At 62.9% G+C, this 16,963-nt stretch carries 16 protein-coding genes; 10 read left to right on the top strand and 6 right to left on the bottom strand.

Annotation, left to right across the window (positions count from 1 at the left end):
- Positions 1–10: 10 nt before the first annotated feature.
- Complete coding sequence (locus ACP7EY_RS15670) at positions 11–1,774, top strand: VRR-NUC domain-containing protein (protein ID WP_426195174.1); 1,764 nt, start codon at positions 11–13, stop codon at positions 1,772–1,774.
- On the top strand, positions 1,767–4,046 hold the full coding sequence (locus ACP7EY_RS15665) for a helicase C-terminal domain-containing protein (RefSeq protein WP_426195173.1): 2,280 nt from the start codon (positions 1,767–1,769) through the stop codon (positions 4,044–4,046). The genes ACP7EY_RS15670 and ACP7EY_RS15665 overlap by 8 nt, the downstream gene beginning before the upstream one ends.
- Here the strand turns inward: ACP7EY_RS15665 and ACP7EY_RS15660 are convergent.
- The 6 genes from ACP7EY_RS15660 to ACP7EY_RS15635 form a co-directional block, all read right to left on the bottom strand.
- The gene (locus ACP7EY_RS15660) at positions 4,035–4,763 is read right to left on the bottom strand and encodes a LytR/AlgR family response regulator transcription factor (RefSeq protein WP_426195171.1); all 729 of its coding nucleotides are present in this window, start codon (positions 4,761–4,763) and stop codon (positions 4,035–4,037) included. The genes ACP7EY_RS15665 and ACP7EY_RS15660 overlap by 12 nt on opposite strands.
- Complete coding sequence (locus ACP7EY_RS15655) at positions 4,754–5,881, bottom strand: sensor histidine kinase (RefSeq protein WP_426195169.1); 1,128 nt, start codon at positions 5,879–5,881, stop codon at positions 4,754–4,756. The genes ACP7EY_RS15660 and ACP7EY_RS15655 overlap by 10 nt, the downstream gene beginning before the upstream one ends.
- Positions 5,881–6,591 (bottom strand): LiaI-LiaF-like domain-containing protein, encoded by a 711-nt coding sequence (locus ACP7EY_RS15650; protein WP_426195167.1) that lies wholly within the window; start codon positions 6,589–6,591, stop codon positions 5,881–5,883. The genes ACP7EY_RS15655 and ACP7EY_RS15650 overlap by 1 nt, the downstream gene beginning before the upstream one ends.
- Positions 6,588–6,977, bottom strand: a complete 390-nt coding sequence (locus tag ACP7EY_RS15645; RefSeq protein WP_426195165.1) for a LiaF transmembrane domain-containing protein — start codon at positions 6,975–6,977, stop codon at positions 6,588–6,590. Before ACP7EY_RS15645 ends, ACP7EY_RS15650 begins: the two co-directional genes overlap by 4 nt.
- Positions 6,978–7,170: 193 nt before the next feature.
- A complete protein-coding gene (locus tag ACP7EY_RS15640; RefSeq protein ID WP_426195163.1) occupies positions 7,171–7,344 on the bottom strand; it encodes a hypothetical protein in 174 nt (57 codons plus the stop codon).
- A gap of 84 nt (positions 7,345–7,428) precedes the next feature.
- Entirely contained in the window at positions 7,429–7,593 is a 165-nt protein-coding gene (locus ACP7EY_RS15635) for a hypothetical protein (protein WP_426195161.1), read from the bottom strand.
- A 580-nt stretch (positions 7,594–8,173) separates the two neighbouring features.
- Between ACP7EY_RS15635 and ACP7EY_RS15630 the strand changes: the two genes are divergently transcribed.
- The 8 genes from ACP7EY_RS15630 to ACP7EY_RS15595 are packed head-to-tail and all read left to right on the top strand — an operon-like array spanning position 8,174 to position 16,944.
- Positions 8,174–10,138 (top strand): polysaccharide biosynthesis protein, encoded by a 1,965-nt coding sequence (locus ACP7EY_RS15630; RefSeq protein WP_426195159.1) that lies wholly within the window; start codon positions 8,174–8,176, stop codon positions 10,136–10,138.
- Between the two features lie 32 nt (positions 10,139–10,170).
- Positions 10,171–11,514 (top strand): nucleotide sugar dehydrogenase, encoded by a 1,344-nt coding sequence (locus ACP7EY_RS15625; RefSeq protein WP_426195157.1) that lies wholly within the window; start codon positions 10,171–10,173, stop codon positions 11,512–11,514.
- A 10-nt stretch (positions 11,515–11,524) separates the two neighbouring features.
- Positions 11,525–12,586 (top strand): Gfo/Idh/MocA family protein, encoded by a 1,062-nt coding sequence (locus tag ACP7EY_RS15620; RefSeq protein ID WP_426195155.1) that lies wholly within the window; start codon positions 11,525–11,527, stop codon positions 12,584–12,586.
- A 1-nt stretch (position 12,587) separates the two neighbouring features.
- Entirely contained in the window at positions 12,588–13,196 is a 609-nt protein-coding gene (locus ACP7EY_RS15615) for an acyltransferase (protein ID WP_426195153.1), read from the top strand.
- 38 nt (positions 13,197–13,234) lie between these two features.
- Positions 13,235–14,356, top strand: a complete 1,122-nt coding sequence (locus ACP7EY_RS15610) for a DegT/DnrJ/EryC1/StrS family aminotransferase (RefSeq protein ID WP_426195152.1) — start codon at positions 13,235–13,237, stop codon at positions 14,354–14,356.
- Positions 14,350–15,501 carry a glycosyltransferase family 4 protein gene (locus ACP7EY_RS15605; RefSeq protein WP_426195150.1) on the top strand — a complete coding sequence of 384 codons (1,152 nt, stop codon included), beginning with the start codon at positions 14,350–14,352 and terminating at the stop codon, positions 15,499–15,501. The genes ACP7EY_RS15610 and ACP7EY_RS15605 overlap by 7 nt, the downstream gene beginning before the upstream one ends.
- Entirely contained in the window at positions 15,473–16,168 is a 696-nt protein-coding gene (locus ACP7EY_RS15600) for a hypothetical protein (protein WP_426195148.1), read from the top strand. The genes ACP7EY_RS15605 and ACP7EY_RS15600 overlap by 29 nt, the downstream gene beginning before the upstream one ends.
- The gene (locus tag ACP7EY_RS15595) at positions 16,165–16,944 is read left to right on the top strand and encodes a hypothetical protein (protein WP_426195146.1); all 780 of its coding nucleotides are present in this window, start codon (positions 16,165–16,167) and stop codon (positions 16,942–16,944) included. The genes ACP7EY_RS15600 and ACP7EY_RS15595 overlap by 4 nt, the downstream gene beginning before the upstream one ends.
- Positions 16,945–16,963 lie beyond the last annotated feature (19 nt).

Genomic DNA, 16,963 nt, shown 5'->3' with positions numbered 1-16,963 from the left:
TACTGTACGCATGCACAGTACAGCATTGCGCGCCTTGCCGCCGTCCTTGGCCGAGGCCCTGGATTTTTCCGTCGATCGCCCGCGCCCCGATCACGCCAGCTCTCCTGGGGCAGGCGCGGCCCATCCCCTGTATTACCTCGACAATTTCCAGCGCGTGCTCGACTGGATCGGTGCACGCTACAGCGATTTGCTGTCGGCCGACGAAGGCGATTTCCTGGCGTGCTTCGCCGCACTGCCCCAGCCAGCGCGGGCCTTGTTGGTGCGCATGATCATGCGAAAGGGCACGCTGTTTCGGGTCAGCAAGCTCAACTATGATGAAATTGGCTGCGCCATCGCCGCCAGCGGCCCCCTGTTGGCCCGGGGCTGGCTCGAAGCCGATCCGCTGGTCTCGATCGACGAGCTGTTCGGTCTGTGCTCGAAGGGGGAAGTGGGCCAGGTATTTGCCCTGGCCGGGGCCAAGCCGACGCGTAAATCCGATCAGCTCGCCGCCATGCGGGCGCAATATGAAGCGCCCAGGCGCTTTTCCGCCTGGCTCGCTGCTAGCCCCTGCGCCGGCGACAGCTTGCTCAAGGTAACCGTCAAACCCGTGTGCGAGCGCCTGCGCCTGATTTTTTTCGGTAACTTTCGCCAGGATTGGACCGAACTGATCTTGTCCGACCTGGGCCTGGTACGCTACGAGCAGGTCGATATCTCGCCCGCCTCGCGGGGGTTTCGCAGCAGTGCCGACGTCGATCACTACATCGCACTGCATCAGGCCAGGGACGACTTGCGCGCGGGGGTGTCGCCGCACGTGATCCTGGCGCGGCTGCCAACGGCGTCTGGCGACAACCAGTGGCTCGACAGCCGCCGCCAGCGATTGCTGTTCCAACTGGCCGGTCAACTGGAAAAAGACCAGGATTTCGATGCCGCCCTGCCCGTGTACGAGGCCTGCCGTTTTCCCGGTGCACGCGTGCGCGCCGTGCGGGTGCTGGAAAAAACCCGCCAGTACGGCGCCGCCCACCAGTTGCTCAAAGGGGCCCTGCGCGCGCCCGAGGGCGAGGCCGAGCGCCAGCAGTTGCTGCGTATCGCGCCGCGCCTGACCCGCCAACTGGGCCTGCCGACAAGCCGCGCGACCAAGGCGCCGCCGCCCCTGCGCATCGATCTGTGCCTGCCGCGGCCGGGCCCCGACTGCTGGGTCGAGGGGGTGGTGCGCGAACACCTCGCCAGCAGTGAGGCGCCCGTGCTGTATGTCGAAAATGCGCTGATCAACGCCCTGTTCGGCCTGCTATGCTGGCGTGCCATTTTCTGCGCCGTCCCGGGCGCCTTCTTTCACCCGTTTCACCGGGGCCCGGTCGATTTGTACAGTGCCGATTTCGTCGCCCGCCGCGCCGGCCAGTTCGCCGCCTGCCTGGAAGAACTCGACAGCGACGCCTACCTGGCCACCATGCGCGCCAATTTCCGCACCAGGCACGGCATCGCCTCGCCCTTCGTCAGCTGGGAATGGCTCGATGGCGCCCTGCTCGAGATGGCGCTGGCCTGCATCGCCCCGCAGCACCTCAAGCGCCTGTTCGAGCGCATGCTGCTCGACCTGCAGGCCAACCGCAGCGGCTTTCCCGACCTGATCCAGTTCTGGCCGGCCCAGCGGCGCTACCGCATGATCGAAGTAAAAGGCCCGGGCGACCGCCTGCAGGACAACCAGCTGCGCTGGCTTGACTACTGCGCCCTGCACCAGTTGCCGGTGGCGGTGTGCTACCTGGCGTGGGCGGCGCCGTCGGCCGGGCTTGCCGATGGCTGAGGACAGCGCCGCCGCCAGCTACGTCGTCGCCGTGCGCGCATTGTGCGAATTTACCGCCAAGACGGGCGACCTCGACCTGCGCTTTACGCCCTCGCCCACCGCGCAGGAAGGCATCGCCGGCCACGCCGTCGTCACCCGCGGTCGCGGCGCCGGCTACGAAACCGAAGTCACGCTGGCCGGTCGTCACGGCCCCTTGCTGGTGCGCGGGCGCGCCGACGGCTACGATGCGCAGCAGAACCTGCTGGAAGAGATCAAGACCTACCGGGGGCGCCTGGAGAGCATGCCGGCGCGCCACCGCCACCTGCACTGGGCCCAGCTGCGCGTCTACGGCCACCTGCTGTGCCAGCAGCGCGGCCTCGCGCAGCTCGAGCTGGCGCTGGTGTATTTCGATATCGGCAGCCACAGTGAAACCGTGCTGCGCGAGCATGCCAGCGCGGCCGAACTGGCCACCGACTTTGCCCGGCTGTGCGAGCGCTTCTCCGCCTGGGCCGCCAGCGAACTGGCGCACCGCCAGGCGCGCGACGCCGCCCTGACCGCGCTGGCGTTTCCCCATCCCGCCTTCCGCCCCGGCCAGCGCCACCTGTCCGAGACCATCTTCCGCGCCAACAGCAGCGGGCGTTGCGTGCTGGCGCAGGCACCGACCGGCATCGGCAAGACCGTCGGCACCCTGTTCCCCGTTCTCAAGGCCGCCCCGGCGCACCAGATCGACAAGGTGTTCTTCCTGTCGGCGAAGAGCCCGGGCCGCCAGTTGGCGCTCGACGCCCTGCACACCATCGCCACTCCCGGCCAGCCCCTGCGGGTGCTCGAACTGGTGGCCCGCGACAAGGCCTGCGAACACCCCGACAAGAGCTGCCACGGCGACTCCTGCCCGCTGGCGCGCGGCTTCTACGACCGCCTGCCGGCGGCGCGGCAAGCCGCGGCCGCCTTGCCGGTACTCGACCGCGCCACCGTGCGCGCCACCGCCCTCGCCCATGACATCTGTCCGTACTATTTGGGCAGCGAGATGGCACGCTGGAGCGATGTCATCGTCGGCGACTACAATTATTATTACGACAGCGGCGCCATGCTGTACGCGCTGGCCACCGCCAACGGCTGGCGCGTGAGCATCCTGGTCGACGAGGCCCACAACCTGGTCGCGCGGGCGCGCTCGATGTACACCGGCGAACTCACGCGCACAGCACTGCGCGCCGCCCGCGCAGTGGCGCCGGCGGCGATCCGCAAGGCGCTCGACCGGGTTGGGCGTGCCTGGTCGGCGCTCGACAAGACCGCCAGCGCCCCCTACCAGGTGCTGCCCGAGCTACCGGAAAAACTGCTCACCGGCTTGCAGGGCGCCGCCAGCGACATCACCGACTACATCGCCGGGCAGCCGGAGCCGCCCGCGCCGGCCCTGCAGCGGTTTTATTTCGACGCCCTGCAGTTTGGCCGGCTGGCCGAATCGTTCGGCGCCCACTCGCTGTTCGACGTCGCCCGCGACAGTGGCGCCGATGGCACGACCCTGTGCATCCGTAACATCGTGCCGGCGCCGTTTCTCAAGCCCCGCTTCGCCTTCGCCCATGCCAGCGCGCTGTTTTCCGCCACCCTCAGTCCCTGGCACTATTACAGCGATGCCCTCGGCATGCCGCCCGATACCGCCTTCATCGACGTCGAGTCGCCATTTTCCACCACCCATTTGCAGGTGCGCGTCGTCGAGCGCATCTCGACGCGCTTCCAGCATCGGGCCCGCTCGGTGGCGCCGATCGCCGCGCTGGTGGCGCGCCAGTTCGCCGAGCAACCGGGTAACTACCTGGCGTTCTTCAGCAGCTTCGACTATCTCGAACAGGTGGCCCAGGAGCTCGCCGTGCGCTTTCCCGAGCTGCCCCAGTGGCGCCAGCAACGCCGCATGGACGAAGCGGCCCGGGCGGACTTCCTGGCCCGCTTCGCCGTCGATGGCCGCGGCGTCGGCTTCGCCGTGCTGGGCGGCGCGTTTGGCGAAGGCATTGACCTGCCCGGCGCACGCCTGATCGGCGCCTTCATCGCCACCCTCGGCCTGCCGCAAATGAACCCCATCAACGAACAGGTGCGCCAGCGCCTGCAGGCCAGCTTCGGCGCCGGCTACGACTACACTTATCTGTACCCCGGCATCCAGAAGGTGGTGCAGGCAGCTGGCCGGGTCATCCGCACCGATGGCGACCGCGGCGTGGTGTACCTGATCGACGACCGCTTCGCCCAGCCCGAGGTGCAGGCGCTGCTACCGCGCTGGTGGGGACTGAACGCGGCCAGATCAGGCCAATAGCTCGCGCAGCTTCTGGTAACCGCTGCGGCTGACCGGCACGACGCGGCCATCGGCCATGACGCAGACATGGCTGTCCTTGCCGTGCGCTTCAATGCGCAGCAGCTTGGCCAGGCTGACGATCCACGAGCGATGCACCCGCACGTGGCGGCGCGGATCGAGTTGTGCTTCAAGCTCCGCCAGGCGCTGGTTCTTCAGCCAGCGCTTGCCGCCGGCGCTGATTTCTATGTAATCGTCCTGCGCTTCGATCACCTCGATGTCGCCCGTCGCCAGCACGTGCACGCGGGCGCCGTCGCGGATCAGCAGGCGCTCGAGCGGCGCAGCGCTGGCCTGGGCGTCGCGCACGACGGCGTCGATGCGCTCGACCGGTGTGACGGCGGCGCGCGCATTGGCCAGCGCCGTGTCGAAGCGCTGCTGGCTGAACGGCTTGAGCAGGTAATCGACGGCGCGCACCTCGAACGCCTTGACGGCATGCTGGTCGAAGGCGGTGACGAACAAATAACGGGTGGCGCCGCCAGCCAGGGCCAGCACCTCGAAGCCGCTCATTTGCGGCATCTGGATGTCGAGCAGCACCAGGTCGGGCGCCAGTTCGGCGATCGCCTTGACCGCCTCGAAACCGTCGCGGCATTCGGCGACGATGTCGATATCAGGGTGCGCCGCCAGGTACTCGCGCAGCAACGCGCGCGCCAGCGCCTCGTCATCGACAATGATCACGCGCATGGCGCCTCCTGCGCTGCGCCAGCTTCGTGCAACTGCGGCGTTTGTGCCGGCAGGATCAGCTCGACCCGGAACATGTTTGCCTGCACCCCCCAGTGCACGGCCGCCTGTTCGCTGTAGGCCGCCGCCAGGCGCTGGCGCACGTTTTGCAGCCCCATGCCACCGCCCGGCGCGCGCGCCGCCTGGGTGGCGCCGGCGCCATCGATGTCGTTCTCCACCAGCAGCCGCAACTGCGAGCCAATGCGCTCTGCCTGCACGCGCACCACGCCCCCTTCGCGCAAATTGCCGATGCCGTGCTTGACGGCGTTTTCCACCAGCGGCTGCAAGATCATCGGCAGCAACAGGCAGCGCGCCGCCGCCGCCGACACCGCGTGCTCGATCGCCAACCGCTCGCCGAAGCGCACCTGTTCGATCGCCAGAAAATCGAGCGTCAGGGCCAGTTCGGCCTCCAGCGTGACCTTGCGGTCAGCTTCCATGCACAGGGTCTGGCGAAAAAAATCGGCCAGCTTGATCGTCATCGCGCGCGCGCCTTGCGGATCGATGCCAGTGAGCGCGCTGATCGAATTGAGACTGTTGAAGAGAAAATGCGGATCGATCTGCGCGCGCAGCATGCGCAACTGGGCGTCCTGCGCCATCAGGCGCGCGTCCAGCGCGCGCCGCTCCGACTCACGCACGCGGGCCAGTTCGATGGCAAGGTAATGGCCCAGCGCCGCCAGGCCGAACAGGATCGCGGCGCTGGCGAACATCAGCGCCAGCGCCGGCCGCGCCGCCGCCACGCCGGCCCAGTCGACGCCGAACGAGAGCAGAACGGCATTCCACAGTGCCGCCAGCGCGCTCCATCCCGCGCCGGCCAGCACGGCGCCGGTGGCGAACACGGCGACGATCGACAGACCGCGCCGCTGGCCCAGCGGCCAGGCGCGGCACATATAATAGGTCGAGAAGCTGCAGGCAAACGCATACAGCAATGTGGCCGGCAGGACCAGCAAAATGCTGTTGGTCCAGCCCGTGTCACAGGCAAAACGGGTCAGCAGGGCGAGCACATGGGCCACCAGCACCCACGCGGGAATCAGCAGCACCAGGCCATAGCGGCCGAACACGGCCCCTGCCGTCGGCGCGGTCATCAGTTCCTCACTTCCACGCCGCCCATGATGGCGTAACCGCGCACGATCAGGCGCTTGCCGGCGTCCGCCGGCATCACCGTCTTCTCCTCGAAGCCGCCCATGATGGGGGTGCCCTGCAAGATCACGGTCCAGTCAGGCGGCACCTTGAGGGTCACGCCACCCCACACGGCGAACACATTGATGACGGCCTCGCCCTGGTTCGGGTCGATCGAACTGTTGCGCAGGTCCAGCGCGCAACCGCCCATGATGGCGCTCACTTCGCCGCCGCGAAACGTCGGCGTGCTGATGCGCCGCTCGAAGCCGCCCAGGATGGCGCAGACATCGACGGTAGCGTCGCCCGACGCCAGCGACTTGGGGTCGTCCGCCGGGCGACGTCCGCTCGCTGCCCGGTACAGCAGCATGGCGCCCAGCGCCATCAGCAGCACCGGCCACACCATCGCCCAGCTGAAATGGACCAGGCCAAGCCGACCGAGGATCATCATGACGCCCACGCCGACCAGCACGGCGCCAAGCAGATAGCCTTCGGCGCGCCGGCTGTCGACCAGCTTGAGGACACCGGCGACGATGAAGGCCAGCGGCCAGAACTGCAGCGCCTGGCGAAAATCGAACAAGCCCATGTTCTCGACCAGGAACAGCGTCCCCATGCAGATCACCAGCACACCCAGGATCACCTGGCGCGACACATTCTTGCGTGGCAGTTCGGTGTTCATGGCAGTGGCTCCTTCAAATGCGGATTGACGACGCTGTTGGCAGCCAGGCGATCGCGGACGAACGGCTTGAGGATCAGGATGATGCCCCAGGCGATGATGAGAAAGGGCCAGCTGTTGTCGAAATACAGGCCAAACAGGTGCTCAAAATTGGCAAACAGCCACACCCCGATCACCACCGACCACAGGCCGCCGATAAACTCCCGGGCGGTCGGATAGCCGATCATCTTGATCACGCCCACGACCACCAGCACCCACGGCCAGTAATGCCACAGTTCGTAGAGCTTGACGTAGCCGAGCTGGTCGGCCAGCAAGGCGCCGCCGATGCCGATCAACAGTAGTCCCCATAACAATTGTTTTCGCCATTGATACGCTTGGTTGCTGTCCATTCCGGCCTCCATTCTCAGATAGGCATACCTTAACGCGACTTTTCGCGCGGTCAAAGCGCAAATCGGCCAAGTGCAGCCAAGTGTCGGTGAATGGCGAAACGCCCGCGAGCACGGGTGCGCTGGAAAGGTCGGGGCACGAATGCAACAAGCCCACCGCGTTGCCGGGGTGGGCTTGTTGATACGGCCGCGACGCTCAGGCGGGTGGCAGTGCCAGCTCGTCGGGCTGATTCTTGAGCTGGTTGCGGAAGCAGGCTTGGGCGATGGCTTGCCTGATCACTTCGCGCGCCTTGTTGATCCGCCTGATTTCCTTCTTTCCCGCTTTGCCGCCCGGGAGGGCTTCGTCCTTGTTGCCGATGTGCTTGCTCATGGAGAGGTTCCTGTTGGCGTGTTGTCGGTATGCCGCGCCGGTGCTGACGATGTCCGCACCCGGAGCGGCCAGGGATCGGCCAGGTCAGCCGCGCCCGCGACTGGGGGCCAATTTAAAATCCGGCATCATCATTCCCCATCCCAGTTGCCGGCGGATTTCTTCCGGCGTCGGCGGTGGCGAACCGGCGCGCTTGCGCTGCTCGAGCCAGGCACGCACGGCCTGCTTGGGGGGATGAATCATGGTGAACATAAAGCCTCCGTTGCCGCATGTGAGGCCAGCGCAGCGCACTGGCGAGAGTCTGGTGCCGGTCCTTGAGGCGACCGGCTTACCTGCTGAGGGGTTCGTCGACCGTTCGGGACGTCACTCACACGCCACCATCTTAAAGGGCACCGTCCCGGAACAACTGTTCGGTGCCGCACGCAGCGACGCTTTTTTTCGCGCGTTGCAGATAAACGGTTTACCTCCTGGCGCAGCGCGCCCGTGGTCGACGTGAGCGCCGTGAGCGCCGCTGCGGATCTTGGAACGGGATGACGACGTGAGGCTGATCTCGACGCCGTTTTCGGACCAAAAATCGTCCCAGCAAAAACAATCGAACAAGAAGAAAATATTTAACAATGATTAATATCAATAATTACCAACAGCAATAATGGTCCACCGCACATGCTTGCGAAATATTATCAATTTCCCCAATCAATTATTGCCTCCATTATGAATTGAGGATTCTCAAATCTACCGCAGGAAATAAAATCAATAATAATTCGACAGGCATAAGCATCGAAACCCATTCGGGCTTCCCGGCGCTAATGAGAAATTACGAATAGGAATCACCATGACCGGCATTTCCGTCCAGACAATGCGTCAATTTTGCGCCGACATGGTTGCAATGCACCGCGGAACAAAAATAGCAATCATGGTGGTCGCCGATTTACTCGCGCTGCCGTTTTGCATCCTCATCGCCATGCTGCTGCGAGTTGGCGACCTGAGTCTGGCCAGCCACTACGGCCTCATGTCCTATGTGCTGGTCGCGGTGGTTACCGTTCTGGCATTTTCCATGTCCGACCTGTACCGCGCGGTGATCCGCTTCATCGACCAGCGCATGCTGGGCGTCACCGGATTGACCCTCGCCATCGCCGCCATCTGTGTCTATATCGTACTATTTGCCCTCAACGACGAAAAATTTCCCCGCAGCGTACTGGCCATCTACTGGTTCATCGTGTTTTCTTACGTGGTGGCCTCGCGCATCATGGTGCGCAATTTCCTGCGCAACCTGATGAGCCCCCCGCCCGGCGATACCGTCGCCATCTACGGCGCGGGCGAATCGGGCGCCAGCCTTGCCTTGACCATGCGCACCAGCAATGAATACCGGCCCGTATGCTTCTTCGACGAAAAGCATGTCCTGAACGAACGCACCATCGCGGGCCTGCGGGTATTTCACACCGATCGGCTGGTGGAAATGGTCAACGCCATGTGCATCCGCTCCGTCGTGATCGCCCTGCCCTCGGTCTCGCCGGCCCGGTTGCGCGAAATCGTCCAGCGCCTGGCCGATGCGGGGGTCACCACCAAAATCCTCAGTCGCCTGGTCGACCTGGCCGACCACGGCCGCGCCAATCCGGCATCGATCCGCGCCTTGAAATTCGAGGACCTGCTGGGCCGCGCACCGGTACCGCCGCGGGTCGACCTGTTCAGTCGTTGCGTGCGGGGCAAAACCGTCCTCGTCACCGGCGCCGGCGGCTCAATCGGCAGTGAACTGTGCCGTCAGATCGTCACCCTGGCACCGAAATGCCTGCACTTGCTCGATCACTCTGAATTCGCTTTGTACACCGTGCGCCAGGAACTGCAAACGCGCTTTCCCGGCATTGCCATCGAGGCGCACCTGGGCTCGGTCTGCAATACCAACCTGGTTGAACGTATCTTGCGGCGCGACCATATCCACACCATCTACCACGCCGCCGCCTACAAGCATGTACCGCTGGTCGAAGCGAATATCGTCGAGGGTTTGCGCAACAATGTACTGGGCGCCCAGATCATCGCCACCGCCGCGGAACGGTTCAAGGTGGACACCTGCGTGCTCATTTCCAGCGACAAGGCGGTGCGTCCCACCAACATCATGGGCGCCAGTAAACGGATTGCCGAAATGCTTTTTCAAGCCGCCGCGGCACGGTTTGCCACGCACACGACATTTTGCATGGTGCGTTTTGGCAATGTGCTCGGCTCGTCGGGGTCGGTGATCCCCTTGTTTCAGCGCCAGATTGCCCACGGCGGTCCACTGACCATTACCCATCCGGATGTCTCGCGTTACTTCATGCTGATCACCGAAGCGGCCCAACTGGTCATCCAGGCTGGCGCCATGGCCGAGGGTGGCGACGTGTTTGTGCTCGACATGGGCGACCCCGTTCGCATTGCCGACCTGGCGCGTACCTTGATTGTGATGTCCGGCCTAAAAGAAAAGACCCCGACTAATCCCGACGGTGATATTGCCATCAAATATGTCGGCTTATTCGCCGGAGAGAAGCTCCATGAAGAATTACTGACCGATGGAGAAGTATTTCCGAGCGAGCATCCACGCATTATGCGAATGAAAGAAAATGCGCTCCGTCCGGGCATTCTCGAAACATATATAACCTGTCTGATGATGGCCTGCGATACCAATGACCGCGCCATGATCGAATCGATGGTTCGAGCCATTGTGGCGGAATACACGCCGCAAAGGCAGCCGGATCCATCACCGGCTTTGGCGCCCCCCGAATTATCTCGGCAACCGCTATTAAAGCGACTGGCCGCCTTCCGCATCTGAATATCATTTTTTATACACCCACGAAACAGCCCATGGAGGCGATCAATATGCGTGACGTCATTGTTAGTGATCATTTACAACATCTGCAAGCCAAATTCGCCGATCGTAGCGCCGTCATCGGCATCGTCGGCCTCGGCTACGTCGGCTTGCCCCTCACCTTGCGTTACGCGGCGATCGGGTTCAAAGTGCTTGGCATCGACATCGATGAAACCAAGGTCGAACGACTCAATGCCGGCGCCAGTTATATCGCCCATATCCATTGTGCGCAGGTGGCGGCGGCACGCGATGCCGGGTTTGAAGCGAGTAGCGATTTTCGCCGCGCCGGCGAGGCCGATGCCCTCATCATTTGCGTGCCGACCCCCTTGAATCCGTACCGCGAGCCGGACCTGTCTTTCGTACTGGGCACCATCGACGCCCTGCTGCCGCATATGCGTGCAGGCCAGATACTGTCGCTCGAGAGCACCACCTATCCCGGCACCACCGAGGAAGAATTGCGGCCACGCCTGGAATCGCGCGGCTTCACCGTTGGCGGCGATGTATTCCTCGTGTTCTCGCCCGAGCGCGAAGATCCGGGTAATCCCCGCTTTGAAACCCGCACCATTCCCAAGGTGTGCGGTGGCTCGACGCCAGCCTGTCTGCAGGCCGGCCTGGCGCTGTATGGCCCAGCCATCGACCGGGTGGTTCCGGTCAGCTCGACCCGTGCTGCCGAACTGACCAAGCTGCTGGAAAATATTCACCGCGCAGTCAATATCGGCCTGGTCAACGAAATGAAAATCATCGCCGACAAGATGAATATCGACATCCACGAAGTAATCCGCGCCGCCGCCACCAAGCCCTTCGGGTTCACCGCCTACTATCCGGGTCCGGGACTGGGCGGTCACTGCATTCCCATCGATCCATTCTATCTGACCTGGAAAGCCCGACAGTACGGCTTGCATACCCGCTTCATCGAACTGGCCGGCGAAATCAACAGCGACATGCCGCACTGGGTGGTGGGAAAACTGGCCGAAGCCCTCAACGCCCGTTCGCGTTCCGTCAAGGGCAGCCGCGTGCTGGTTCTGGGCATTGCCTACAAGCAGGATGTCGAAGACATGCGCGAATCGCCCTCCGTCGAGCTAATGGAAATCCTGCGTGCAAAAGGCGCGCTGGTCGATTACTCCGATCCCCATGTACCGACCTTCCCGCGCATGCGCGAGCACCACTTCGACCTGACGAGCGTCACCCTGACGGCCCACAGCATCGCCTCGTATGACCTGGTACTGATCGCCACCAGCCACAGTGCCTTCGACTACGCCTTGATCGCCCAGCACGCCCGCCTGATCGTCGATACCCGCGGCGTCTATGGCGAAGCCCTGCCGAACGTCGTCAAGGCCTGAGGAGTCCGTCATGCGTAACTTCCCCCCAGCCATACTGGATCGTAAAATCCGCTTCGCCCTCATTGGCTGCGGCCGCATCGCCCAGAACCATTTTGGCGCTATCGCCGAGCATCGGGACCGTTGCGAACTGGTCGGCGTCTGCGACATCGACCCCGGCCGGCTTGCCGAAGCGGCTTCGGCGACAGGTGCCCGCCCCTTCGCCACATTGGCCGCCATGCTGGCAGACTGCGACGCCGACGCCGTCATTGTCTGCACGCCTTCAGGCCTGCACGCCGAACAAACCTGCCAGATCGCTGGTGCCGGCCGCCACGTCATCACCGAAAAGCCCATGGCAACCCGCTGGGAAGATGGCAAGCGCATGGTCGGCGCCTGCGACAGGGCAGGCGTGCGCCTGTTCGTGGTCAAGCAGAACCGCCGCAACGCCACCCTGCAACTGCTTAAAAGCGCGATGGAGAAGAAGCGCTTCGGCCGCATCTACATGGTCAATCTCAACGTGTTCTGGACCCGCCCCGACGCGTATTACAACAGCGCCAAGTGGCGTGGCACCTGGGAGTACGATGGCGGCGCCTTCATGAACCAGGCCAGTCATTACGTCGACCTGATCGACTGGCTGATCGGCCCGGTCGAGAGCCTGCAAGCCTACACCGCCACGCTGGCGCGCGACATCGAGGTCGAGGACACGGGGGTGCTCTCCATCCGCTGGCGCAACGGCGCTCTCGGTTCGATGAACGTCACCATGCTCACCTACCCGCGCAACCTGGAAGGCTCGATCACCATTCTGGGAGAACACGGCACGGTGCGCATCGGCGGGGTCGCCGTCAATCAGGTACAGCAGTGGGAGTTTGCCCGGCCCGACCCCGATGACGCCGGGGTTGAACAGGCCAGCTACCAGACTACCTCCGTCTACGGCTTCGGCCATCCCTTGTACTACGACAATGTAATCCGTACCCTGCGCGGCCAGGCCGAACCGGAAACGGATGGCCGCGAAGGGCTCAAGTCACTCGAAGTGCTGGTCGCCGCCTACATGTCGGCACGCGACGGCAAGCGTATCGCTCTGCCGCTGGAGTACTGAGATGGCCGCCCTCATTCACCCCACGGCCATCGTCGATGCCGGCGCCGTGCTCGGCTCGGCAACCCGGGTCTGGCACTTTTCGCATGTGTGTGGTGGCGCCCGGATCGGCGCCGACTGCTCGCTAGGACAGAATGTCTTCGTCGGCAACGACGTCGTCATTGGCGAACGGGTCAAAATCCAGAACAACGTCTCAGTCTATGACGCCGTGGTGCTGGAAGACGATGTGTTCTGCGGCCCCAGCATGGTATTTACCAATGTCTACAATCCGCGCGCAGCCGTCACGCGCAAGCAGGAATACCGTCCCACCCGGGTCCGCCGTGGCGCCACTCTTGGCGCCAACTGCACGGTGGTATGCGGCGTTACCATCGGCCACTATGCCCTGGTTGCCGCCGGCGCCGTCGTCAACCGCGACGTTGCCGATTTCGCCCTGATGGCCGGGGTACCGGCACGTCAGATTGGCTGGATCGGGCGGCACGGCGAGCGGCTCTCGTTCTCGCCCGACGGTAGCGCCGTTTGCCCGCACACGGGCGACGTCTATCTACTGCGCGGCGGCCGGTGCCAGCTACAGGACCCTGCATTAGCGACCTCATCGGCCACCAGCGCCGCCTGATTCCCCGTCCCTGCCCCCTGGAAGAAAGCACACACATCATGGAATTCATCGATCTTAAATCGCAGTATCAGGCGGCACGCGCGCTGATCGACCAGCGCATCCACGACGTCCTCGACCATGGCCAATACATCATGGGCCCCGAAGTGGGCGAACTCGAGCAGCGCCTTGCCCGCTTCACAGGCGCCCGCGAATGCATCACGGTCTCTTCGGGAACGGAGGCACTGATCATCGCGCTCATGGCGCTCGGTATTGGCGCCGACGACGAAGTCATCACCACCCCGTTTTCCTTCATCGCTACTGCCGAGGCCATTGTACTGGTCGGCGCGAGGCCGGTATTTGTCGATGTCGACGCCACTACCTGCAACATCGATCCCACCCTCATCGAGGAAAAAATTACCGCACGCACGCGCGCCATCCTGCCGGTCTCGCTATTCGGCCAGCCAGCAGACATGGAAGAAATAAACGCTATCGCGACCCGCCACGGCCTCGTCGTCATCGAAGATGCAGCACAGAGCTTCGGCGCAAGCTACAGGGGCAAGCGCAGCTGCAATCTGTCGACCATCGGATGTACGAGCTTCTTCCCCAGCAAACCCTTGGGATGCTACGGCGACGGCGGCGCAATTTTCACCGGCGATCCGGAACTGGCGCGGGCGATGCGTGAAATCCGCGTGCACGGACAATCGCGGCGGTACGTGCACACCCGCATCGGAGTAGGCGGCCGCATGGATACCCTGCAATGCGCGGTGGTGTTGGCCAAGCTGGAGCGTTTTGAATGGGAACTGGAGCAGCGCACCCGGCTGGCCGCCCGCTACGATGCGCTGCTGTCGGGACGCCTGGGTCGCGTCAGTCGCGCACCGGACCGCCACAGCGCATTTGCCCAGTACACCGTGATTGTGAATGAACGCGAGCGCGTACAGGCAGAATTGATGGCGGCCGGCATCCCCACTGCCGTGCATTATCCGGTGCCGATTCACCGCCAACCGGCGTATGTGCACCTGGCCACCGATCCCTGCCCCGTCGCCTGCGACCTGGCCGAGCACGTTTTGAGCGTGCCGATGGGTGCCTACATGTCGGCCGATCAGATCGACGAGGTCGCGTTTTCCCTGCTACGGGCAGCCCGCGTCGAACTGCCCGGCGAACCGGCTGATGCCCTATGCTGAATTCAACATACCGCGCCGTCAAGGTCGTGCATCTGACCTCGGTGCATGGACGGGGTGACACCCGCATCTTTGTCAAGCAATGCCGTACGCTGGCCGACCATGCCTACCGGGTCACCCTGGTGGTCGCAGACGGCCTAGGCGAAGATGTGTTGGATGGCATAACCATCACCGATGTGGGACGCCCTCAAGGGCGCTTGCAGCGCATGCTGCGTACCACCTATCAGGTTTACCGTCGCGCGCTGGCGCTCGACGGTGATATCTATCATTTGCACGATCCGGAGTTAATCCCGGTAGGACTGCGCCTCAAACGCATGGGGAAAGTGGTGATCTTCGATGCCCACGAAGACGTCCCCAAACAATTGCTCAACAAACCTTACCTTCCAACACCGGCGCGCAAGCTGGTGTCCTTGGCCTATTCCCAGTTCGAGCAACGTGCTTGCGCGAAGCTCGATGGGATCGTGGCGGCAACACCGAGCATCCGCGATAAATTCCTGTTGATTCATCCCGGCACTGTCGACGTCAACAATTATCCACTGCCCTCGGAGTTTGACGCCAGCGCCAGTTGGATCGATAAGTCCCCGGAAGTTTGCTATGTAGGCGGCATCGGCGCCACGCGCGGGATTCGTCAACTTGTGCAGGCTTGCGAGCTGATGAGAACGCCGACGCGGCTTAGCCTGGCAGGTAATTTTTCCGAATCGAAACTGGAGAGTGAAATCACCGGCCTGCCCGGATGGCAGCGGGTCATTCGGCACGGCCATCTTGACCGCGGCGGCGTGCGACGCGTGATGGCGCGCGCAGTCGCCGGTCTGGTCACCTTGCATCCGATCAGCAATTATCTGGACGCACTGCCGGTCAAGATGTTTGAGTACATGGCTGCCGGCATCCCCGTTATCGCCTCAAATTTTCCGCTATGGCAATCGATCATTCATGGCGAGCGCTGCGGGCTGTGCGTTGACCCGCTTGACCCGCAAGCAATTGCCGATGCGATCGACTATTTGGTTAGCCATCCACAGGTCGCCCGCGAAATGGGGGCCAACGGGCGTCGCGCCATCCTCGCCAGTTACAACTGGGCGGCACAGGCCACCCGTCTCATTGACTTTTACGGAGCCATCGCCAATGCGAAAAAAATTCGCGTCGCTGCTTGAACTTGCACGATCTCTGTCCCGACTACCCACGGCACACCTGGAATTTCAGCTTGCCAGGGATCCCGCAAACGTCGAACGCATATTCAAACATTTTACAAAACGCCACCCCCGCTTTTTGTTGTGCGGCAACAAGACGCTGGGCGCGGCGCTGGTAGATCTGACCCGATTCCAGACGGGCGCCGAGTATCTGCAGACGATCAAGGGGCGCAATTCCGCCGAACACCACGCGCGACGCGCGCGAGCACGCGGTTACCGCGTGACCGAAATCGACCGCAACCACTATATCGATGATATTCACCACATCAACACATCGGTCGAGGTGCGTCAGGGCAAACCCATGTCGGATTCTTACCTGAGCAAGCAGCACCATTATGTCCCCGACCCCAACTACAAATATTTCGGCACCCTCGATGTGACGGGCCACTTGGTGGCCTACGGCGAAGTCGGCGTTTGGGGCAATTTCGCCGCATTTAACCGGATAATCGGCGTACGCAACAACGATGGCATCATGCATTTGATGGTCAGTGAAATCGTCTGCACCATGATCGAGAATGACGAAGTCGAATTTCTGATGTACGACACGTATTTTAAGGCCAGTCCGGGCTTGAAGTTATTCAAAACCGCGCTGGGGTTTTCCCCCTACCGTGCTCGTTATCGCCTCCAATGAAAACACTGATCGACCGACTCTACAGCGACTATGCCATGCCGTCCCAGCTTGCAAAGCACGAGTCGGCAATCGTGGCCGCCGCCGACGCCGGCTACGCGCAAATATCGGTACGGGAATTCGTGCGCGGCTTGCCCCAGCGTGCACACGCTCATGCCCGCACCTTGGTGCACCGGCACGATATTGACACCGATCTACGCACCGCCCGCAAGCTATTTGAAATCGAGAAGCGCCACCAGGTAAGGTCCAGTTTTTACTTCAGGCTGTCCACCCTGGATTTTCGGCTGATGCACGAGATCGAAGAGTACGGCGGCGAAGCCAGTTATCACTATGAAGAACTGGCCACCTTCGCAAAACGCCATCGCATCAAGCGGCCCACCGACGTGATGTCTCGGCTGCCGGAAATCAAGGAAGAGTTCGCCTCCAATTTCCTGTCGATCGAGCGCACGCTGGGCAGCAAAATGACGACCGTGGCAAGTCATGGTGATTTCGCCAACCGGCGTTTAAAGCTGCACAACACCATCATTCTCGGCGACGCCGCCCTGCGGACCATGTGCGGCATCACTTGTGAAGCATACGATGCGGTGTTGATGAACAATACTGATATCTATATTTCCGACCGCCCTCATCCACAATATTTTTATCCGACCACGCCGCGCGATGCGCTGGGGCGCCATGCCCGCATCTATCTGCTCACGCATCCGCGCCAGTTTGAAACGAACTGGATAGAAAACACGAAGGAAAACCTTGCGCGGCTGTACCAGTCGCTGATCTGGTAAAAGCCCATAGGAGTATTTG

The organism is Massilia sp. DWR3-1-1 (assembly GCF_049898325.1).
Lineage (GTDB): Bacteria > Pseudomonadota > Gammaproteobacteria > Burkholderiales > Burkholderiaceae_D > JAFCUW01.
This window is presented reverse-complemented; position numbering and strand designations above follow the sequence as displayed.